This window comes from Nonomuraea antimicrobica (genome assembly GCF_039536965.1).
Taxonomy (GTDB): Bacteria; Actinomycetota; Actinomycetes; order Streptosporangiales; family Streptosporangiaceae; genus Nonomuraea; species Nonomuraea antimicrobica.
Genome location: NZ_BAAAZP010000238.1, coordinates 188507 through 208954 on the forward strand (window position 1 = coordinate 188507; position 20448 = coordinate 208954).

Annotated in this window: 20 protein-coding genes; 15 read left to right on the forward strand and 5 right to left on the reverse strand. The window is 70.6% G+C overall.

What is annotated here, in order from left to right; all coding sequences use genetic code 11:
* Positions 1-177 precede the first annotated feature (177 nt).
* Complete coding sequence (locus tag ABD844_RS50835) at positions 178-1416, forward strand: amidohydrolase (RefSeq protein ID WP_344896930.1); 1239 nt, start codon at positions 178-180, stop codon at positions 1414-1416.
* A gap of 51 nt (positions 1417-1467) precedes the next feature.
* Here ABD844_RS50835 and ABD844_RS50840 read toward each other — a convergent pair whose 3' ends face one another.
* Positions 1468-3348 carry a Xaa-Pro dipeptidyl-peptidase gene (locus ABD844_RS50840; RefSeq protein ID WP_344896736.1) on the reverse strand — a complete coding sequence of 627 codons (1881 nt, stop codon included), beginning with the start codon at positions 3346-3348 and terminating at the stop codon, positions 1468-1470.
* A gap of 291 nt (positions 3349-3639) precedes the next feature.
* Between ABD844_RS50840 and ABD844_RS50845 the strand changes: the two genes are divergently transcribed.
* The 6 genes from ABD844_RS50845 (at position 3640) to ABD844_RS50870 (ending at position 10509) form a co-directional block, all read left to right on the forward strand.
* Entirely contained in the window at positions 3640-4707 is a 1068-nt protein-coding gene (locus ABD844_RS50845) for a BMP family lipoprotein (protein WP_344896739.1), read from the forward strand.
* 83 nt (positions 4708-4790) lie between these two features.
* Positions 4791-6398, forward strand: a complete 1608-nt coding sequence (locus ABD844_RS50850) for an ABC transporter ATP-binding protein (RefSeq protein WP_344896742.1) — start codon at positions 4791-4793, stop codon at positions 6396-6398.
* A complete protein-coding gene (locus ABD844_RS50855; RefSeq protein ID WP_344896745.1) occupies positions 6398-7540 on the forward strand; it encodes an ABC transporter permease in 1143 nt (380 codons plus the stop codon). Before ABD844_RS50850 ends, ABD844_RS50855 begins: the two co-directional genes overlap by 1 nt.
* Positions 7537-8817: an ABC transporter permease gene (locus ABD844_RS50860; RefSeq protein WP_344896748.1), complete on the forward strand. Its 1281-nt coding sequence runs from the start codon at positions 7537-7539 to the stop codon at positions 8815-8817. Before ABD844_RS50855 ends, ABD844_RS50860 begins: the two co-directional genes overlap by 4 nt.
* A gap of 16 nt (positions 8818-8833) precedes the next feature.
* Positions 8834-9229 (forward strand): cytidine deaminase, encoded by a 396-nt coding sequence (locus tag ABD844_RS50865; RefSeq protein WP_344896751.1) that lies wholly within the window; start codon positions 8834-8836, stop codon positions 9227-9229.
* Positions 9229-10509, forward strand: coding sequence for a thymidine phosphorylase (locus ABD844_RS50870; RefSeq protein ID WP_344896754.1), 1281 nt, complete (start codon positions 9229-9231; stop codon positions 10507-10509). Before ABD844_RS50865 ends, ABD844_RS50870 begins: the two co-directional genes overlap by 1 nt.
* Before the next feature lie 18 nt (positions 10510-10527).
* Here ABD844_RS50870 and ABD844_RS50875 read toward each other — a convergent pair whose 3' ends face one another.
* Positions 10528-10914 (reverse strand): MarR family winged helix-turn-helix transcriptional regulator, encoded by a 387-nt coding sequence (locus ABD844_RS50875; protein WP_344896757.1) that lies wholly within the window; start codon positions 10912-10914, stop codon positions 10528-10530.
* An 87-nt stretch (positions 10915-11001) separates the two neighbouring features.
* Here ABD844_RS50875 and ABD844_RS50880 point away from each other — a divergent pair, with 87 nt between their 5' ends.
* The 5 genes from ABD844_RS50880 to ABD844_RS50900 all read left to right on the forward strand — a co-directional run bounded on the left by ABD844_RS50880 (position 11002) and on the right by ABD844_RS50900 (position 15219).
* Entirely contained in the window at positions 11002-12411 is a 1410-nt protein-coding gene (locus ABD844_RS50880) for an MFS transporter (RefSeq protein WP_344896760.1), read from the forward strand.
* A 156-nt stretch (positions 12412-12567) separates the two neighbouring features.
* Entirely contained in the window at positions 12568-13137 is a 570-nt protein-coding gene (locus ABD844_RS50885) for an AMIN-like domain-containing (lipo)protein (RefSeq protein ID WP_344896763.1), read from the forward strand.
* 4 nt (positions 13138-13141) lie between these two features.
* Positions 13142-13492, forward strand: a complete 351-nt coding sequence (locus tag ABD844_RS50890) for a cupin domain-containing protein (RefSeq protein WP_344896766.1) — start codon at positions 13142-13144, stop codon at positions 13490-13492.
* 33 nt (positions 13493-13525) lie between these two features.
* Positions 13526-14611 (forward strand): adenosine deaminase, encoded by a 1086-nt coding sequence (locus tag ABD844_RS50895; RefSeq protein ID WP_344896769.1) that lies wholly within the window; start codon positions 13526-13528, stop codon positions 14609-14611.
* Positions 14608-15219, forward strand: a complete 612-nt coding sequence (locus tag ABD844_RS50900; RefSeq protein ID WP_344896772.1) for a PH domain-containing protein — start codon at positions 14608-14610, stop codon at positions 15217-15219. The genes ABD844_RS50895 and ABD844_RS50900 overlap by 4 nt, the downstream gene beginning before the upstream one ends.
* 10 nt (positions 15220-15229) lie before the next feature.
* Here ABD844_RS50900 and ABD844_RS50905 read toward each other — a convergent pair whose 3' ends face one another.
* Genes ABD844_RS50905 through ABD844_RS50915 form a run of 3 tightly spaced genes read right to left on the reverse strand, consistent with a single transcriptional unit; the run spans position 15230 to position 18094 of the window.
* A complete protein-coding gene (locus ABD844_RS50905; protein WP_344896775.1) occupies positions 15230-15958 on the reverse strand; it encodes an enoyl-CoA hydratase/isomerase family protein in 729 nt (242 codons plus the stop codon).
* Positions 15955-17448 carry an AMP-binding protein gene (locus ABD844_RS50910; RefSeq protein WP_344896778.1) on the reverse strand — a complete coding sequence of 498 codons (1494 nt, stop codon included), beginning with the start codon at positions 17446-17448 and terminating at the stop codon, positions 15955-15957. The genes ABD844_RS50905 and ABD844_RS50910 overlap by 4 nt, the downstream gene beginning before the upstream one ends.
* A complete protein-coding gene (locus ABD844_RS50915) occupies positions 17396-18094 on the reverse strand; it encodes a TetR/AcrR family transcriptional regulator (protein WP_344896781.1) in 699 nt (232 codons plus the stop codon). The genes ABD844_RS50910 and ABD844_RS50915 overlap by 53 nt, the downstream gene beginning before the upstream one ends.
* 112 nt (positions 18095-18206) lie before the next feature.
* Here ABD844_RS50915 and ABD844_RS50920 point away from each other — a divergent pair, with 112 nt between their 5' ends.
* The 3 genes from ABD844_RS50920 to ABD844_RS50930 are packed head-to-tail and all read left to right on the forward strand — an operon-like array spanning position 18207 to position 20428.
* The gene (locus ABD844_RS50920; RefSeq protein WP_344896783.1) at positions 18207-19025 is read left to right on the forward strand and encodes a MerR family transcriptional regulator; all 819 of its coding nucleotides are present in this window, start codon (positions 18207-18209) and stop codon (positions 19023-19025) included.
* A gap of 1 nt (position 19026) precedes the next feature.
* A complete protein-coding gene (locus tag ABD844_RS50925) occupies positions 19027-19932 on the forward strand; it encodes a sigma-70 family RNA polymerase sigma factor (protein WP_344896786.1) in 906 nt (301 codons plus the stop codon).
* A 10-nt stretch (positions 19933-19942) separates the two neighbouring features.
* On the forward strand, positions 19943-20428 hold the full coding sequence (locus tag ABD844_RS50930) for a GyrI-like domain-containing protein (protein WP_344896789.1): 486 nt from the start codon (positions 19943-19945) through the stop codon (positions 20426-20428).
* Positions 20429-20448 lie beyond the last annotated feature (20 nt).

Consider the following 20448-nt stretch of genomic DNA (forward strand, 5'->3'; position numbering starts at 1 on the left):
GCGTCCATGAGGCTTACCGGTCTTGGCGTTCTGCCCGACACTCGGCTCGTCTGCAGTCACACCCTTGCCTGGGCCTGAGTGTGCATTCGTCGAAAGCGCTCACGCGTGCGCATCTGGCCGGGCTCGCCGGGCGGGGTTGGCACGAAGTCGAATGCGTGAGGATGGAAGACATTGGACATGTTGTCGGTCGCGGCACAAGAGCCGTCCCCGAGGGCTGCGGCGGGGCGCGATCTCGTGGGACAGCTCGATGTCTTCCTCGGCAAGACGGAGGAGGAGCTGATCGCCTTCCGTCGTGACCTGCACATGCACCCCGAGGTGGCCTTCAGCGAGCACCGCACCACCGAGAAGATCGCCGAACGCCTGGTCGACGCGGGCCTGACGCCCCACTTTCTGAGCCGGGGCACCGGGCTGTGGGCCGACATCGGGGGTGAGGGCGGCCCGACCGTGGCGTTGCGCGCCGACATCGACGCCCTGCCGATGGAAGACGAGAAGAACGTCCCCTACCGCTCGCGCAACCGCGGGGTCTGCCATGCGTGCGGGCACGACGCGCACACGTCCGTCGTCCTGGGCGTCGGCCTCTTCCTGGCCGAGCAGGCGCGGCTCGGCGCGCTGCCGGGCCGGGTCCGGCTGATCTTCCAGCCGGCCGAGGAGATCGCGGCCGGGGCGCTCGAGGTCATGCGCGACGGCGGGCTGTCCGGCGTCGACCGCATCTTCGCCCTGCACTGCGACCCGCGCATCGAGGTCGGGCACGTCGGGCTCCGCGTGGGCCCGATCACCGGCTCCTGCGACCACCTGCAGATCAACGTGAGCGGGCCCGGCGGCCACACCGCCCGCCCGCACCTCACCGCCGACCTCGTCTTCGCGCTGAGCAAGATCGTTACCGAGGTGCCCGCCGCGCTGTCGCGCCGCGTCGACCCGCGCTCCAGCCTGAGCCTGGTGTGGGGGCAGATCGCCGCGGGCTCGGCCTTCAACGCCATCCCCGGCGAGGGCTTCCTGCAGGGCACCGTGCGCTCGCTCGACGAGGCGGCCTGGCACCAGGCCCCCGATCTCATCAAGGACCTGGTCGAGGCGGTCGCCGCCCCCTACGGGATCATGACCGACCTCGACTACCGCCGCGGCACGCCGCCCACGGTCAACGAGGCGAGCAGCATCGAGATGCTCAACAACGCGATCACCCAGGCGTTCGGCAGCGCCGCCGCGGTCCCCACGCCGCAGAGCCTCGGTGGCGAAGACTTCTCCTGGTACGTCGACTCCGTCCCCGGCGCGCTGGCCCGGCTCGGCACCGGCGTCCCCGGCGAGACGGCGGTCGACATCCACCACCCGGGCTTCGACATCGACGAGCGGGCGATCGCCGTGGGGGTGCGCACGCTGGCCACCACCACGTTCGGCGCGCTGTGGGAGGGCGCCCAGTTGTGAGCGCCGCCGTGCGCCGAGGAGCCCGCCGCCCGCGCGGCGGGCTCCGTCACGCTAGAGCAGCTTGCCGAACACCACGGGCAGCCGCAGGGACGACTGCCCCGGCGACACCGTGATCTTCGTGCCCGGCGGGTAGCGCAGGGTGTAGTCGTAGTCGGTCGAGATGATCACCAGGCCCAGCCGGTGGCCCTTCTTGAACAGGTAGTCGGTCGGCTGGAAGTCCCAGGTGAAGGTGTACTCCTTGCCCGCGCGCAGCGGCTCGGTGCGGTCGGCGCGGTGCCGGTTGCGGACGTCCAGCCACCCCCTGGTGACGATCTTGTAAGGGGTGGTGGCGGTGCCGAGCGTCCTGAGTGTCGTGCAGCCCGTGTCACCCGGGACACCCTGGCCGTAGCAGTAGTTCTGGCCGGTCGAGACCAGGGTGCCGTTCGGGCGCACGTCGGTCCCGTAGTCCACCAGCAGCGCCGTCAGGTACGGCGAGGCACCGTCCTTGATCGACGCCCGCACCGAGACCGTGGGCGTGCCCGAGATCCGTACGTCGGCGGGCAGCGACCCGGTCGTGTACGCCAGCCGGTTCGGATCGGCCCCCGTCGCCTCCACGAGTTGCTCGGCCGTCCTGACCTTCTGGTCCGTGAACGTCTCGGCCGCCGTGCGCGGGCGCGGGAGCAGGCCCAGCGTCGAGCCTGGGCCCGGGTGGAGCGGCACGGTGGCCGTGCGGGGCAGCGGCCACGAGGCGTGCTGCGCCCATTGACCGGCCGCGATCTCCACGTCGGCCTGCGGCTCACGCATGATGCCCGAGTCGATGCCGTACAGCCATTGGTCGAACCAGCCGTGCAACTGGCGCAGCCACTCGGCGGTACGCAGGTTGAAGGGGCTCATGTGGGTGCCCTGGTGCAGCCAGATCTTGCGGGGCACGTTCTGCTTGGCCAGGGCGTACCACCACTGGGCGAACTGCTTGGTCTTGACGTTCCAGTCGTTGAGCCCGTGCACGAGGAAGACGCTGGCCTTGACCTTGCGCACGTCGTTGACGTAGTTGCGGTCGTCCCAGAAGCGGCTGTAGTCGCCGGTGATCCGGTCTTGCGTCTGGGTGATCTCGTCGATCACCGCGCCGCACGCCTCCTGGCCGTTCTGCCTGGTCAGTACGTACTTGGCGAGCACGTCCAGGTCCTCGCCCTGGTAGCCGCCCGGGGCGAGGACACCGCCGTTGGCGCGGTAGTAGTCGTACCAGCTCGAGATCGCGGCGATCGGGACGATCGTCTCCAGGCCCTCCACGCCCGTCGCGGCCACCGCGTTCGGCAGCGTGCCGTTGTACGAGACGCCGATCATGCCGACCTTGCCCGTCGACCAGGTGGCCTCGATCGGGTTGCCCGCGGCGTCGAAGCCCTTGGCGCGGCCGTTCAGCCAGTCGATCGCGGCCTTCGGGCCCGCGGTCTCGTTGCGGTCGCCCGAGGTCGGGCAGCCGGTGGCGCGGGCGCTGCCGACGTTCTCGACCAACGCGATGGCGTAGCCGCGGGGGAGGAAGTAGTTGTCGTAGTAGCTGTCGAACGGCTCGGCGGCCGACCTGGCCGACAGGGCGCTCAGCGCGGGCAGCGGGACGCCGTTCTCGTCCACGTCGACCGGGTGGTTGGCGACGTCGTTGCCGGGGGCGTAGTAGGGGCTCGCCTCCATGATCACCGGGACCTTCAGGCCCTGCTCGGTCTCCTTGGGCCGCAGGATGTCCACGGCCACCCGGTCGTTCGCGCCGTCGCGGTCGCTGTCGGTCCCCTCGACCTCGACGTACACCGTCTGCCTGACGGCGTCGGCCCGGGAGAAGACCGGCTGGGTGGCGTTGTCCTCGATCCTGATGGTGGGGGTGTCCGCCGCGGCGGGCGGGGCGCCGCACAGGCCGGCCACGAGTAACGCGGCCAGCGGCACGGCGAGGGCTCTCCAGGGATGCATGCGGGACTCCGATACGAGATTTCAACCGTCGCTGTGGAATCTCCGCCATGATCGGGCCTCCGGGCAAGAGGTGATCGTGCCCCAAAGTTGGGCAAAAGTTTCGGCGAGGTGTCTGGTGTGCCTGAATCTCGCTTCAGGTCACGGACGCGAGTGATGTCGATAACGGACAGGTTGCGACCCTGTGCGCGAGTTTGGTTGTCCCTGGTCAAGCAACTATCTTCCGTGCAGGTGCCGTACGTTTCTTCGCGCCTGCGATGAGATTCGGCGGCGGGGAAATGGAAGGGAGTCGCGTTGCTCGGCAAGCGATTCAACAGGGTCATGCTCGGCTCCGTGGCCGGCGTCATGCTCATGGCAGCGGCCGCCTGCGGTGGCAACGGTGGGGGCACTACCGCCGATCAGGAGCCGGCGGCCGGCGCGAGCAGCGCGGCACCGGGCAGCGCGCTCAAGGTGGGGCTGGCGTTCGACGTCGGCGGGCGTGGTGACAAGTCCTTCAACGACGCCGCCTACGCGGGCCTGGAGAAGGCCAAGACGGAGCTCGGCGCGGAGATCAAGGAGCTGAGCCCCTCCGCCGACGGCTCCAACCGTGGCGACCTGCTGCGCCAGCTCGCCGATGCGGGCTTCAACCCGATCATCGGTGTCGGCTTCGCCTATGCCGAGGACGTCAAGAAGGCGGCCGAGGAATACCCGGAGATCCAGTTCGCGGTCGTCGACTCCGCCTCCAACGCCCCCAACGTGACCGGCCTGCTCTTCGCCGAGGAGCAGGGCTCGTACCTGGCGGGCGTCGCCGCCGCGACCAAGTCGGAGTCGGGCCACGTCGGCTTCGTCGGCGGCGTCGAGAGCGACCTGATCAAGAAGTTCGAGGCGGGCTTCGTGGCCGGCGTGAAGTCGGTCAAGGCGGACGCCAAGATCGACATCAAGTACCTGTCCCCCGACGGTGACTTCACCGGCTTCAAGGCCCCCGACAAGGGCAAGGTCGCGGCCGAGAAGATGTACCAGGACGGCGCCGACATCGTCTACCACGCCTCCGGCGACTCCGGCCTCGGTGTGTTCCAGGCCGCCGCCGCGGCCCAGAAGAAGGCCATCGGCGTCGACTCCGACCAGCGCCAGACGGTCAAGGAGACCGACCTGCAGTCGGTGATCATGACCTCGATGCTCAAGCGCGTCGACGTCGGTGTCTTCGAGTTCATCAAGGCGTTCCAGGGCGGTGCCAAGGGTGGCGCCAACGTCACGTACGACCTCAAGGTCGACGGCGTCGGCCTGTCCACCACGGGCGGCGAGATCGACGACATCAAGGACAAGCTCGACGCTGCCAGGAAGGACATCGTCGACGGCAAGATCACGGTTCCCGCCAAGCCGTAAGCCGGGGTAGAAGTGACAAACGAGGGCCCGGAGTCCGCGAACTTCGGGCCTTCTGTCTATCCCGCCCCCTGTAGGAGAGGCAGATGAGTGCTGACACCTTGGCCACGGTGAAACCTGCCGTAGAGCTTGAGGGCATCACCAAGCGTTTCCCCGGTGTCGTCGCGAACCACGACATCCGCATCACCGTCCAGCCCGGCACGGTGCACGCCATCGTGGGGGAGAACGGCGCGGGCAAATCCACCCTGATGAAGATCCTTTACGGCATGCAGAAGCCCGACGAGGGGACCATCAAGGTCAACGGCGTTGAGGTCAGCTTCCGCACGCCGAGTGACGCCATCGGAGTCGGGATCGGCATGGTGCACCAGCACTTCATGCTCGCCGACAACTTCACCGTCCTGGAGAACATCGTTCTCGGCGCCGAGCCGAAGAAGGGCGGCAGGCTCGACACCGTCGGAGCCCGCAGGCGCATCACCGAACTGGCCGGCACGCACGGCCTGCGGGTGGATCCCGACAAGCTCGTCGAGGACCTCGGCGTCGGCGACCGCCAGCGCGTCGAGATCCTCAAGGTCCTCTATCGTGGCGCCCGCATCCTCATCCTCGACGAGCCCACCGCTGTCCTGGTGCCGCAGGAGGTCGAGGAGCTCTTCCAGAACCTGCGCGAGCTCAGGGCCGACGGCCTGACCGTCATCTTCATCTCCCACAAGCTCGACGAGGTGCTCGACATCGCCGACGCGATCACCGTGATCCGGCGGGGCACCACGGTCGCCGAGGTGGACCCGTCCGAGGTCACCGCGCGGCAGCTCGCCGAACTGATGGTGGGCAGCGAACTGCCCACCCCCGAGACCCGCGAGTCCACGGTGACCGACACGGTCGCGCTGAGGGCCGCGCACCTCACCATGGAGGCCGACGGCCACCACCCGCTGCCCAAAGGCACCTCGATCACCCAGTACGCCGACAAGCTCCGCGCAGAGGGCAAGCGTCTCCTGCTCGACGACGTGTCCTTCGAGATCCACAAGGGCGAGATCCTCGGCATCGCGGGCGTCGAGGGCAACGGCCAGTCCGAGCTGATCGAGGCCCTCATGGGCATCCGCCCCGCGCACGGCCGGATCGACCTCGACTTCCACGACATCAGCGCCTGGTCCACGCTCAAGCGCCGCGAAGCGGGCATCGGTTACATCCCCGAAGACCGCCACCGCCAGGGACTGCTCCTGGAGGCGTCGCTGTGGGAGAACCGCGTGCTCGGCCACCAGACCAGGAAGCCCGCACGCCGCGGCATCTGGGTCGACCGGCGCGCGTCCAGGGCCGACACCGAGCGCATCGTCAAGGACTACGACGTACGCACGCCGAGCGTCGACACCCTCGCCCTGGCCCTGTCCGGCGGCAACCAGCAGAAGCTGATCGTCGGCCGCGAGATGAGCGGCGATCCGGCGTTCCTCATCGCCGCCCATCCCACGCGCGGCGTGGACGTCGGCGCGCAGGCCGCGATCTGGGACCACCTGCGCGACGCCCGTGCCGCCGGGCTGGCAGTGCTGCTCATCTCCGCCGACCTCGACGAGCTGATCGGCCTGTCCGACTCGATCCGGGTGATCTACCGGGGGCGGCTCGTGGCCGCGCTCGACCCGTCCGACATCACGCCCGAGCGGCTGGGCGGCTACATGACCGGCGCCATCGCCGGCAACGAGGAGACGTGATGCCCGCCGGGCTCAACCGGGCGCTGCTCACCGTCGTCGGCGCCGTCGTCGCCATCATCCTGGCGATCGCGATCTGCAGCGTGGCCATCGTCATCGCGGGCGGGCGCCCACTGGACGCGCTGGCCGCCTTCTTCGACTTCGGGGAGACCGCGCGGGCGCAGGCGAACTCCGTCGCCGCCTTCCTCAACCGCGCGGTGCCGCTGTACATCGCCGGTCTCGCGGTGGCCATCGGCTTCCGCATGAACCTCTTCAACATCGGCGTCGAGGGCCAGTACCGCATCGCCGCCGTCTGCGCGGCGTTCGTGGGCTCCACGTTCACGGCTCCCGCACCGATCCGGATCACGGTGATCATCCTGGTCGCGGCGATCGTCGGTGGCCTGTACGCGCTCATCCCCGCGGTCATGAAGGTGACCAGGGGCGTGAACGAGGTCATCGCCACGATCATGCTCAACTACATCGCGATCAACCTGTCCACCTTCCTCGTCCGCGGTCCCTTCGCCGGCGAGCGCGCGGAGGGCCAGCTCACCACCACGACGCCGCCGCTGCCCGCCTCCGGCATGTTCCCCGACCTGAACTTCCTGTTCGAGGGGTTCGGGCTGCTCCCGCCCACCCGCAACGGCGGCCTGTGGGGCTTCCTCGTCGTGGCCGCGGTGCTCGGCATCGTGATCTGGTTCGTGCTCGAACGCACCCGCTTCGGTTTCAACGTCAAGGCCAGCGGACTCAACAGCCCGGCCGCGCTCGCCTCGGGCGTCAATCCGAAAACCATGGTGATCGCGGCGATGGTGTTGTCCGGTGCCGTCGCCGGGCTCATCGGACTGCCCGAGATCCTCGGCGACAGAGGCGCCTTCAACTCCAACTTCACCGCCGGTCTGGGCTTCCTCGGCATCGCCGTGGCCCTGCTCGGCCGGAACAAGCCCGGCGGCATCGCGATCGCCGCGCTGCTGTTCGCCTTCCTCGACCGGGGCCAGGGCGCGTTGCAGTTCGCCGACGTCCCGGCGTCCGTGATAACGATCATTCAGGGCGCGATCGTGCTGCTGGTGGTCGTCGCCAACGAGATGACCAACCGGTTCGCGCTCAGGCTCGAAGAACGACGGGCCGCCCAGCAGCTCGGCAGGCACACCCCCGTTGAGGTGACAGCATGACCAGGATCGGCAAGTACCACGTGACGCTGATCGGCGTCGCCGCGCTCATCCTGCTGATGTCGCTGGTGCGGATCGTGTCGGGGCAGGAGGACATCACCTCCTCTGGCACGTTCGCCGCCGCGCTGCTGCTGGCCGTGCCGATCGCCCTGGCCGGGCTCGGCGGCCTGTGGGCCGAGCGGGCCGGCGTGGTCAACATCGGCCTCGAAGGCATGATGGTGCTCGGCACCTGGTTCGCCGGTTGGGCCGGATACCAGTGGGGCGCCGTGGCCGCGCTGGTCGCCGGGCTGCTCGGCGGCGCGCTCGGCGGGCTCCTGCACGCGATCGCGACCGTGTCGTTCGGCGTCGACCACATCATCAGCGGCGTCGCCATCAACCTGCTCGGCCCCGGCGTCACCCGCTTCCTGTCGGAGGTCCTCTACCAGGAGGGCACCTCCGCCTCCGACGCAGGCGCGGGCATCACCAGCTCGCCTGCGATCAGTTCACCCGCGCCGTCGATCAGCCTGCCGGTGCTCTCCGACGGACCCGACCTGCTCGGCCGGTTGGAGAACACCCACTGGTTCCTGCTCTCCGACCTGGCCGGCATCCTGCGCGGGCTCACCCACGACGTCAACGTGCTGGTGATCGTGGCCGTGCTGATGCTGCCGCTGACGTTCTTCGTGCTCTGGCACACGGCCTTCGGCCTGCGGCTGCGCTCGGCGGGCGAGAACCCGTGGGCCGCCGAGTCGCTGGGCGTCAACGTCTACCTGATCAAGTACGCGGCCGTCGTCATCTCGGGGGCCTTCGCCGGGCTCGGCGGCGTGTTCCTGGTCTTCGTCTCCACCAAGTACGTCGAGGGCCAGACGCAGGGGCGCGGCTTCATCGGCCTGGCTGCCATGATCTTCGGCAACTGGCGGCCCGGCGGCCTCACGGCCGGGGCCTCTCTGTTCGGCTACGCCAACGGCCTGCAACTGCGCAGCACCGGCGCGGTCACCACGTTCTTCCTGTTCGGCGCGGTGCTGCTGCTGGCGTACCTCGTCCTGCAGGTCCGCCGCCTGATCTCCGCCGACCGGCCCGCCGAGCTGGCGGCCACGAGCGCCAGGCAGTACACCCTGATGGCCCTGGCCGCTTTGGGCGCGGTCATCCTCTTCTGGCTCTGGCTGACCGTCGGCCAGTTGCCGGACGAGTTCGTCTACATCACGCCACACGTGCTCACGCTGCTCGTGCTCCTGGTCGCCTCGCAGCGCCTGCGGATGCCCAAGGCCGACGGCGTGCGTTATCGGCGGGGGGAGCAACATTGAACCGGGGGGAACAACAGTGAGCATCGATTGGGACGGCCTGCGTGACGAGGCCGCGGAGGCCATGCGGCACGCGTACGCGCCGTACTCGAAGTTTCCGGTGGGGGCGGCGGCGCTCGTCGACGACGGGCGGATCGTCACCGGCTGCAACGTCGAGAACGCCTCCTACGGCCTCGGCCTGTGCGCCGAGTGCGGTCTGGTCTCGGCGTTGCAGCGCTCGGGCGGCGGCCGGCTGGTGGCCTTCACCTGCGTGGACGGCCACGGCGAGCTGCTGATGCCGTGCGGGCGCTGCCGCCAGCTCCTGTACGAGTTCGGCGGCGAGGACCTGCTGGTCGAGACCGAGGCCGGGCCGAAGCGCATGGCCGACGTCCTGCCGTACGCGTTCGGGCCCCAGGACCTCAGCAGGAGCGCGTGATGGACGCCATCGAGGTCATCCGCGCCAAGCGGGACCGGGGCGAGCTGAGCACGGCGCAGATCGACTGGGTGATCGACGCGTACACGGGCGGCGCGGTGGCCGACGAGCAGATGTCGGCCCTGGCCATGGCGATCCTGCTGAACGGCATGAACCGGCGCGAGATCGCCGACTGGACCCAGGCCATGATCCGCTCCGGCGAGCGCATGGACTGGTCGCTGCTCGACCGGCCCACGGCCGACAAGCACTCGACGGGCGGGGTCGGCGACAAGATCACCCTGCCGCTGGCGCCGGTGGTGGCCGCGTGCGGGGCGTACGTGCCGCAGTTGTCCGGGCGCGGGCTCGGCCACACGGGCGGCACGCTCGACAAGCTGGAGTCGATCCCCGGCTGGCGGGCCTCGCTGTCGAACGACGAGATGCTGGGCGTCCTGCGGGCGGCCGGCGCGGTCGTGTGCGCGGCCGGTTCGGGGCTGGCCCCTGCCGACAAGAAGCTGTACGCCCTGCGCGACGTCACCGGCACCGTCGAGTCGATCCCGCTGATCGCCTCGTCGATCATGTCGAAGAAGATCGCCGAGGGCACGGGCTCCCTCGTCCTCGACGTGAAGGTGGGCTCCGGGGCGTTCATGAAGACCGTCCCGGCGGCCAGGGAGCTGGCCGAGACCATGGTCGCGCTCGGCACCGACGCGGGCGTGCGGACGGTCGCGCTGCTGACGGCCATGGACCGGCCGCTCGGGCGGGCCGTGGGCAACGCGCTGGAGGTCGAGGAGTCGGTCGAGGTGCTGTCCGGGGGCGGCCCGGCCGACGTGGTGGAGCTCACCGTACGGCTGGCGCGGGAGATGCTGGCCGCCGCCGGGGTCTCGCCGGGCAAGGACCCGGCCAAGGCGCTGGAGGACGGCTCCGCCATGGACGCGTGGCGCCGGATGATCTCGGCGCAGGGCGGCGACCCGGACGCCGTGCTGCCGAGGGCGGCCGAGACGTTGACCGTGCAGGCGCCTTCGTCCGGGGTGCTGGCCCGGCTCGACGCCTACGCGGTGGGCCTGGCGGCCTGGCGGCTGGGGGCCGGGCGGGCGCGCAAGGAGGACCCGGTGTCGTTCGGGGCGGGGATCGTGCTGCACGCCAAGCCGGGGGACCTGGTGCGGGACGGGCAGCCGTTGATGACGCTGCACGCGGACGAGACGTCGCGCTTCGACCGGGCGCTGGAGGCGCTGGAGGGCGCGTACGCGGTGGGGCCGGCGGCGGAGGAGCACCTGCCCCTGGTCATCGACCGCGTCACCGCTCCCTGACTCCGGCCCCCTTCTCCGTCAGGGGGCCAGGGCCGGGGTGTCGGTGAAGATCTGGGAGAGGACGGCGCGCTGCGTGGGCAGCGCCTCGGCGTGGCGGGTGCGGCCCTCGTCGGTGATGCACACGACGACGCCGCGCCGGTCGTCGTCGCAGACGACGCGCGACACCAGCGACGCCTTCTCCAGCCGCGCCACCACCCGCGACAGTGCGCTCTGGCTCAGGTGCACCTCGTCGCACAGCTCCTGGATGCGCAGCTTCCTGTCGTGATGGACGATCCGGTCGAGCACCTCGAACTCGCTGGGCCCCAGGCCGTGCCGGTCGCCCAGCTCACGCTCAAGGGCGCACATCGCCTTGGCGTGTTTGCCCAGGACGTAGTGCCAGGTGTCCACCACGAACCGCTCGTCCATGACGCGGAGGTTACCACTTCGCTAAAACTCATGCAATGGCATTAAATGCATTTGCATTAGATGCGCCTGCATGTATTGTTCTGCTCCATGTCCTCTACCTCATCCCGTTGGGGCGCGCTCACCGTGCTCTGCGCTGTGATCTTCCTTGACGCCCTGGACGTCTCGATGGTGGGCGTCGCCCTGCCCGCCATCCAGCACGACCTGGGCTTGAGTACGTCTTCCCTGCAGTGGGTGGTCAGTGGCTACGTGCTGGGCTACGGCGGTCTTCTGTTGCTCGGGGGCAGGACCGCCGACCTGCTCGGGCGGCGCAGGGTGTTCCTGGTCGCCTTGGGCGTGTTCGCCGTGGCCTCGTTGCTCGGTGGCGTCGTCGACGACGGCGGGCTGCTGATCGCGGCCAGGTTCGTGAAGGGGGTGGCCGCCGCCTTCACCGCGCCCGCCGCCTTGTCGATCATCACCACCACGTTTCCCGAAGGGCCTGAGCGCAACCGGGCGTTGAGCATCTTCACCGCCTGCGGAGCCAGCGGCTACTCACTCGGCCTCGTGCTGTCCGGCCTGCTGACGGAGATCGGCTGGCGCTGGACGTTGCTGATGCCGGTGCCTGTCGCGATCATCGCGCTGGTCGCCGCGTTGAAGGTGTTGCCGAAGGGCCGGGAGGAGCGGGCCGAGGGCGGTCACGACCTGATCGGCGCCGTGACGATCAGCGCGTCGATGTTGCTGCTGGTGTTCACGGTCGTGCAGGCGCCCGAGGTCGGGTGGGCCTCGGTGCAGACGATCGGCTCGCTCGTGGGCGTGGCCGTGCTGCTCGGCGTGTTCGTCTTCGCCGAGCTGCGGATGCGCCACCCGCTGGTGCGGCTGGGCATCCTGCGCTCCGGTCACATCGTGCGGGCCAACCTGGGGCTGCTCATCCTCATGGGCTCGTACGTGGCGTTCCAGTTCGTGGCCATGCAGTACTTCCAGAACCTGCTGGGCTGGTCGGCCCTCGGCACCGCTATGGCGTTCCTGCCCGCGGGCCTGCTCGTGGCGCTCACGTCGACCAAGATGGGCGACTTCGCCGACCGGTTCGGCACCGGCAAGCTGATCGTCATCGGCGCCGCCGCGCTGGCCGGCGGGTACGCGATCTTCCTGGGCATCGACCGCACCCCCAGCCTGGGCGGCATGGTGATCCCCGGCATGGTCCTGCTGGGCATCGCGTTCGCGCTGTCGTTCCCCTCGCTGAACATCCAGGCCACCAGCGGCGTGCACGACGACGAGCAGGGGCTGGCCTCCGGCCTGCTCAACACCTCCGGACAGGTGGGCGGCGCGATCGTGCTGGCCGCGGTGACCGCCGTGCTCACCTCGGGCGGCGGTGAGACGCTCTCCATCGGCTCGCTGCGCGCGGCCATCGTGGTCTCGCTGGTGCTGGCCCTGGCTGGGCTGGCGATCTCGGCGACCGGCCTGCGCTCGCGCAAGGCGGCGGCCGTGGAGCAGGACGACGTGAAGGCGTACGAGACCGTCTGACCTCGGGCATGCCGTAGGGGCCCTCCGGTGCTTCCCGTGGGGTCGCCGAAACCGGTGCACGGATCCGCATGACACCGCTTGCGGGTCCGTACGCTGGGGCATCTACCGGGCATGCGCACGTCATCCCCATCCTGCGGCCGGCCGTCGCGTGCCCGGGTGGCCGTAACGCTCGCCTGCCTCGCCGTGGTCACCGCGTGTGGCCCCGCCCCGCAGGCCACCCTGCCCCAGAGCCCGCCCGCCGCCCAGTCGGGCACCCAGTCCGGCAGCCCGTCAGGGGAGCTGGGCACGCCCGGCGCCCCGACCAACACCGCCGAGGTCGACGTCGAGCGCGGCGGCATGGAGCCCGCGATCGTCACGAACGTGCGGTACGCCGCCCACGACACCTACGACCGCCTCGTGGTCGACCTCAAGGGCGGCGTCCCCGGCTACAACGTGCAGTGGGTGGACCAGTTCGTCCAGGACGGTTCCGGCCGGACCATGAACGTGCGCGGGGGTGCCTACCTCCAGCTCACGCTCTTCCCCGCGCACGCCCACGACGAGGAGGGCGTGTCCACCTGGGACGGCGGCCCCGTCTACCAGGCCGACCTGAACAACCTCACCGACGTCGTCAGGACCGGCGACTTCGAGGGCCGCGTCGGCATCGGGCTGGTGCTGTCCCGGCGGGCCGCGTTCCAGCTCACCGAGCAGGACTCGCCGCACCGGCTGATCCTGGACGTGGCACACTGACGTGGTGGTGAGAAAGATCGAGGGGGCGACCCGTGTCCCCGTACCCGGTGGCAAACTGATCGACGAGCATGTGGGCCGCGTCAACAGCGGCGACGAGGCGATCTCCATCGCCCACATGACCGCTCCGCCCGGTTGGGAGGAGCCGCCCCAGACGCCGTCGTTCACCGAGTACACCGTGGTCCTGCGCGGCACGGTGCTCGTGGAGCACGATGGGGGCACGACGCGGGTGGAGGCCGGGCAGTCGCTGGTGACCTCGCCGGGGGAGAGGGTGCGCTACAGCACCGGGCCGGAGGGCGCCGAATACGTCGCGGTGTGCCTGCCGGCCTTCTCCCCGGAGAGCGCGGGGCGCGACTGAAAACCGGTCGCCGGGTGCTCATATCATGGCCAGATGAGTCCCTTGCTTGACGACATCCGGCGGGTTCCCAAGGTGCTGCTGCACGATCACCTCGACGGCGGGCTCCGCGCCGAGACGATCGTCGAGCTGGCCAGGGAGAGCGACTACGGCCGGCTGCCCACCGGTGACCCCGACAACCTGCGCGAGTGGTTCGAGGAGGCATCCGACTCCGGCTCGCTCGAACGTTACCTGGAGACCTTCGACCACACGGTCGCCGTCATGCAGACGCGCGAGTCCCTCGTCCGCGTGGCGGCCGAGTGCGCCCAGGACCTGGCCGACGACGGCGTGGTCTACGCCGAGGTACGCTTCGCGCCCGAGCAGCACACCACCAGAGGGCTCAGCCTCGACCAGGTCGTGGAGGCGGTGCTCGACGGGTTCGCGCAGGGCTCACGCGGCCCTGGGGGGCAGCCGCGCATCCGGGTGGGCACGCTGCTGACCGCCATGCGGCACCAGGCGCGCTCCCGGGAGATCGCCGAGCTGGCGGTGCGCTACCGCGACGGCGGCGTGGTGGGGTTCGACATCGCGGGGGCCGAGGCTGGCTACCCGCCCACCAGGCACCTCGACGCCTTCGAATACCTCCAGCGGGAAAACGCCCATTTCACCATCCACGCGGGCGAGGCGTTCGGGCTGCCGTCGATCTGGCAGGCCATCCAGTGGTGCGGCGCCGACCGGCTGGGCCACGGCGTACGCATCATCGACGACATCTCCGTGGCCGGCGACGGGTCGGCCAAGCTGGGGCGGCTGGCGGCGTACGTGCGTGACAAGCGCATCCCGCTGGAGATGTGCCCCACCTCCAACCTGCAGACCGGCGCGGCCACCTCGATCGCCGAGCACCCGATCGGGCTGCTGCGGCGGCTGCACTTCCGCGTCACCGTCAACACCGACAACCGGCTGATGAGCTCGACCACCCTGGCCCTGGAGTTCCACAAGCTGGTCCAGGCGTTCGGCTACGGGTGGGACGACCTGCAGTGGTTCACGGTCAACGCGATGAAGTCGGCCTTCATCCCGTTCGACGAGCGGCTGGCGCTGATCAACGGCGTGATCAAGCCGGGGTTCGCGCAGATCAAGTGGCAGTCGTGAAGCAGGTCTACCGGTCCAGGACCGCTTTCGTGCTGGCCTGGGTGTGGCTGGCCTTCGTCGCGATCAACGTCTTCGACCTGATCGTCCGCTACACCGGCAAGCCCTCGCTGGTCGCGCTGGCCGTGCTCGGGGCGCTGACGGCGCTCGTCTACGCGGTCGCGCTGCGCCCCGCCACCGTCCTGACGGAGGCGGGGCTCGCGGGGCGCAACCCGTTCCGCACCACGTTCCTGCCGTGGGCCTCGATCGACGACGTCACGGTGTCCCACGCGATCACCGTGCGCTACGGCGACGAGCAGGTGCTGCGGCTGTGGACGCCGATGAGCACCGCCCGCGAGCGGGCCAAGGCGCAGCGGCGGGCGACCGCTCCGGCGCAGCGGGGGCGGCTCAAGACCGAGCCGACGTTGTCGAAGGGCGAGCAGGCGGCGCTGGAGGCGTTCGCGGGCAAGACGCACGCCGACTGGGTGGGTGACCAGATCCGCGACCGGGCCGAGTCGGCCCGGCGCCGCGGGGAGGAGGCGGCGCCGGCCCGGGTGACGTGGTCCTACGACTCGATCGTGCTGGTGGTCGTCGCGGCGGCGCTGGTGGTGGCGGCCCTGGTCGTCGCGTAGGCCCTGGCTCTCATGACCTGGGCCGGTTGAGGAAGCGCGACATGCCCTCCTGGGCGAGGCCCGACGCCTCCACCTGCTTGGCCGCCTCCGTCTCCGCAGCGAAGGCGCGCTCGACCTCCGCCAGCGGCGGGCGCAGCAGCGCGAGGTGCACGGCCGTGGCCGTGCCGGGGGCGCTCCAGCGGTGTACGCGGGCGATCGCCGCCGCCACCAGCGCCTCCTGGGCCACGATCTCGTCCAGCAGCCCCAGGGCCAGGGCGTCGGCGGCGCTCATCCGGGTCGAGTCGAGCACCAGCCGCAGCGCCCGGCCGCCCACCAGGCGGGGCAGCAGATAGCCGGCGGCGTTGGAGATCGACAGGCCGAGGTGGTTCTCCGGCAGGAAATACTCGGCCGCGGGGGTGCCGATGCGGGCGTCGAAGCAGAGCGTCCACTCGGCGGCGCCGCCCACGGCCAGCCCGTTGATCGCCCCCACCACCGGCACCCGCGTCTCCAGCACGGCCCTGGTCATGTCGTGGAACAGCTCGACCTCGTCCACCAGCGACCGGCCCACCGCCTGATTGATGTCCTCGCCGGAGGAGAAGGCCCGGCCGGTGCCGGTGACCACGATGCCCCTGGAGTTGCGGCCGTGCTCGCGGACGGCTGCCGCCAGGTCCGTACGCATGGCGGCGGTGAGGGCGTTGAGCTTGTCGGGGCGGTCGAGGGTGATCAGGGCCACCTCGTCGCGTACCGTAACGTCGATCATCTCTGCTCCTTGTCGACCTGGATGGCTGGGGCGGCGCGCTGGTCGCGCCCGGGGTGGAGGAGGTGGCGCTTCTCGATGCGGGCCGACGGGGTCAGCGTGAACTCCTCGACGAACTCCACGTACGCCGGGATCTTGAAGCGGGCCAGGCGTCGCCCGGCGTGCTCGATCACGCTCATGGCCGTGTCGCGGGTGGCGGCGTGGCCGGGGCGGAGCTGCAGGAACGCCTTCGGCAGCTCACCCCACAGCTCGTCGGGGATGGGCACGAGCGCCGCCGACATGACCGCGGGATGCCCGACAAGCACGCTCTCCACCTCGGCGCAGGAGATGTTCTCGCCGCCCCTGCGCACCATGTCCTTGATCCGCCCGGCGTGCCGGATGTGGCCCCGGTCGTCGCGCAGGCCCAGGTCGCCGGTGTGGTACCAGCCGCCCCTGAAGGCGTGGGCGGTGGCCTCCGGGTGGTTCCAGTAGCCCGTCATCATGGGCGCGCCCCTGACCAGGATCTCCCCGGTCTCGGCGTCGAGCTCGACCTCCTTGCCCGGCGGGGCCAGGCCCATGGCGCCGGTGCCGACCGTCTCCACGGCGTCGATCGGCATGAGCAGGTCGGGGCCGCTCTCGGTGGAGCCGTACAGCTCCCGCCACGGGGCGCCCCAGCGTTCCTCGAACGTACGGTGCAGGTCGGGCTGGATGCCCGAGCAGAGCACCAGGCGCATGCGGTGGTCGCGGTCGTGGGGGTGCGGCGGCTGCTTGTGCAGCAGGAGCGGCATCGTGCCCAGCACGTACGTGAGCGTCGCGCCGTGCTCCCTGGCCGACGCCCAGAAGCCGGAGGCGGAGAAGCGGGGGAGCACCACGAGCGGGACGCCGCCGATGAGACTCAGGAGGGTGACCCACTGGGGGTCCATGTAGGAGTACGCCTGGGCGATCATCAGGACGTCGTCGTCACGGAGGCCGATCTGGTCGGCGACGACCTGGGCGGACCTGAGCCAGTAGTCGTGGGTGAGCATGCACGCCTTGGGGAAGCCCGTGGTCCCCGACGTGTACTGGAAGTTCGCCACGTCCTGCGGCCTGGCCGGCGGGGCGGGGCGCGGCACGCCGTCGGCCAGCGCGTCGCGCAGGTGCACCACACCCGGGACCTGGGCGGCGTGCCCGGCCGTGGTGACGGTGGCCACGGCGCCCGAGTCGCGCAGGACGTGCTCCAGGTCGGCGGCCCGGTAGCGGACGTTCACCGGCACGGTGACCGCTCCGGCCTTGAGCACCCCCAGCCAGCTCAGCGGCCAGCCGGGCTCGTTGTCCAGCATGACCGCCACCCGGTCGCCGGGGCGCACTCCGTGGCCGATCAGGGCCCCGGCCAGCCGGTCGGAGCGTTCGTCGGCCTCGGCGAAGGTGAGGGAGACGGGGGAGGCGGAGCCGGAGTGGCCGGGGAAGCAGAGGAACTCGCGCTCACCGTACGTGCGGGCGGCGTGCCTCATCAGGTCGGGGATCGTATCGCTCATGCGGCGGCTCCCACGGGAAGTCGGGCAGCAGGGAGAGGTCGGCGGTGACGACGGCCTGGGCCGGGGCGCGTACGGCGGCCAGGCCGATCGCCACGAACTCGGCGCACACCTGCTCCAGCGTGGAGTCCCCGTCGGGGCGGTACCACTCGCTGGTGCCGGTGCACATGGACATCAGGGCGAGCCGGGTGAGCTTCTGGTCGGCGACGCGGAACGTGCCCTCGGCGACGCCGTCGGCCAGCGCCTGCTTCCAGTGGGCCTCGTACGCGTCGCGCAGCGCGATGATCTCGTCGTGGGCGGCGGAGCCGGGGGTCAGCGAGCGCAGTTCGCCGTCCATGACGCGGGTGGTCATGGGGCTGAGCGCGTGGACGGCGGTCAGCGAGCTGATCAGCAGGGCGAGTCGGTCGGCGGGACGTGCGCAGGGGGCCAGCAGGCGGCGCGTGGCCTCGATCAGCCCCTGCTGGGCCACCCGCATGAGGTCGGCCAGCAGGGCCTCCTTGCTGGCGACGTGGTGGTAGATCCCGGCGTTGGTCATGCCGACCGCCCTGCCGAGGTCTCTGATGCTCGTGGCGGCGTAGCCCTGCCGGGCGAACAGCAGCACCGCCGCCGTCCTGATGCGCTCGCCGGTGTCGGACAGTTGGGGAATCATGGCTCCTACCGAACGTTCGGTCGCCCGCTTTGAGACGAAAAATACCCCAAGGTATGAGAAATCGCCATAGGTTGACCCTGACACGGTGTCAGGCCCTAGACCTGGAGAGACCATGTTCAGCATTGGAGAGTTCGCCAGGCTGGGGCTGGTGTCCGTACGCATGCTCCGCCACTACGACGCCATCGGCCTGCTGCGCCCGGCACACGTCGACCCGGTCACCGGCTACCGCTCCTACCAGGCCGAGCAGCTCGCCAGGCTCAACCGCATCGTCGCGATCAAGGACCTCGGCTTCACGCTGGAGCAGGTCAGGGCCATCCTCGACGAGAAGGTGAGCACGGAGGAGCTGCACGGCATGGTCCGCCTGCGCCGTGCCCAGCTCGAAGAGCGGATCAACGCCGACCTGGACAGGCTGCGCAGCGTCGAGGCGCGGCTGCGCACGATCGAGACCGAGGGGCGCATGCGCACGGCGGAGGTCGTGCTGAAGAGGGTGAACCCCGTCCGCGTCGCGCGACTCTCCGCCAGGGCGGCCAGCTACGACGGCGCGGACATCGGGCCGGTCATCGGCCCGCTGTTCGGGGAGCTGTGCCGGCGGGTGGAGGACGCCTGCCTGCGCATCACCGGCCCCGGCATCGCCCACTACCGGGAGGAGGACGACGGCTCCGTCATGGTGCACGCCTGCCTGCCGGTGAACGTGGCCCCCGGGCAGGTCGGCCGGCACGACTTCGAGGTGACCGGCCTGCCCGGCATCGAGACGGCCGCCACGATCATCCACCACGGGCCGATGGAGGCGGTCGGGCCGACGTTCCAGGCGCTGGCCCACTGGATCGAGGAGACCGGCCACCGCTCCCGCGACCTGGCCAGAGAGGTCTCCCTGCACTGCCCGGACGACCGGGACGCGTGGGTCACCGAGTTGCAGATCGAAGTGAGCTGACATGGATCTCGAAGCGCACCGCGCCGCGCTGACCGGCTACTGCTACCGCATGCTCGGCTCCGGGTTCGAGGCCGAGGACGCGGTGCAGGAGGCGTTCGTCAGGGCCTGGCGGACGTACGACCCCGGGCGGGGGCCGCTGCGCGCGTGGCTGTTCCACCTGGCCACGAACGTCTGCCTGGACATGCTGCGGGGCCCGCAGCGCCGCGCCCGCGCCATGGACCTCGGGCCCGCCGCCGTTCCAGGAGCCGAACTGGGCGAGCCGCTGCCGCCCGGCCGCTGGGTCCAGCCGGTCCCCGACGCACTCGTGCTCGACCCCGCCGACCTGGCGGTGGCGCGGGAGTCCGTGCGGCTGGCGTTCGTGGCCGCGCTGCAACACCTGCCACCCCGGCAGCGGGCCGTGCTCATCCTGCGCGACGTGCTCGGGTGGAGCGCCGCCGAGACGGCTGCCCTGCTGGCCAGCACGGTCACCTCGGTCAACAGCGTCCTGCAGCGGGCCAGGGCCCGGCTCCCCGCCGCCGCCCCCGTCGACGAGGAGGTGGACGGAGAGCTGCTGGCCCGGTACGTGTCGGCCTTCGAGCGCTACGACGTGGCCGCGCTGGTGTCGCTGTTGCACGAGGACGCCACGTCGTCCATGCCGCCGTTCACATGGTGGCTGCGGGGGCGCGAGGCCGTCCGGGCGGTGCTGCTCGCCTCCGACGCGCCGTGCGCCGGATCCCGGCTGCTGCCGACGCGGGCCAACGGCTGCCCGGCGTTCGGCCAGTACCTGCGAGGGGAGCCGTTCGCCCTGGTCGTGCTGGAGGTGGCCGGGGGAGTGATCACGGGGGAGACGACGTACCTGGATCCCGGGTTGTTCCCGTTCTTCGGGCTGCCGATGAGTTTCGAGCCCGCGCTCCGTACTGGGAGGTGAAGGAGGAAACATGCCACAGATCATCGAGTTCCCCGAGCGTCATTACGTCGGGGCGCGCGCCACCATCACCATGACCACGTTCGGCCTGATCGCCGACCGCATCGGCGAGATCGTCGGCCGGCTGGCCGGGCTCGGGGTCCCTATCGCGGGGGCGCCGTTCCTGAGGTACGAGAGCATCGACATGCCGGGCGACCGGCTCGTGGTGCAGGCGGGGGTGCCGGTGGCGACGCCGGTGGCGGGCGAGGGCGACCTGTTCGCCGCGGTGCTGCCCGCCGGACGCTACGCCACCCTCTCCCACCACGGCCACCCCGACCAGCTCGCCGGCGCCATCGAGTCCCTGCTGAAGTGGGCCGGCGAGCAGGAGCTGAAGTGGGACATGACCGAGCACGACGGCACCGAGCACTGGGGGTGCCGCCTGGAGCTGTACAACACCGATCCGCGGGTCGAGCCCGACCCGCACAACTGGGACACCGACCTGCAGTTCAGACTCGCCTGACCGGCGGCCGGCGGGTGCGG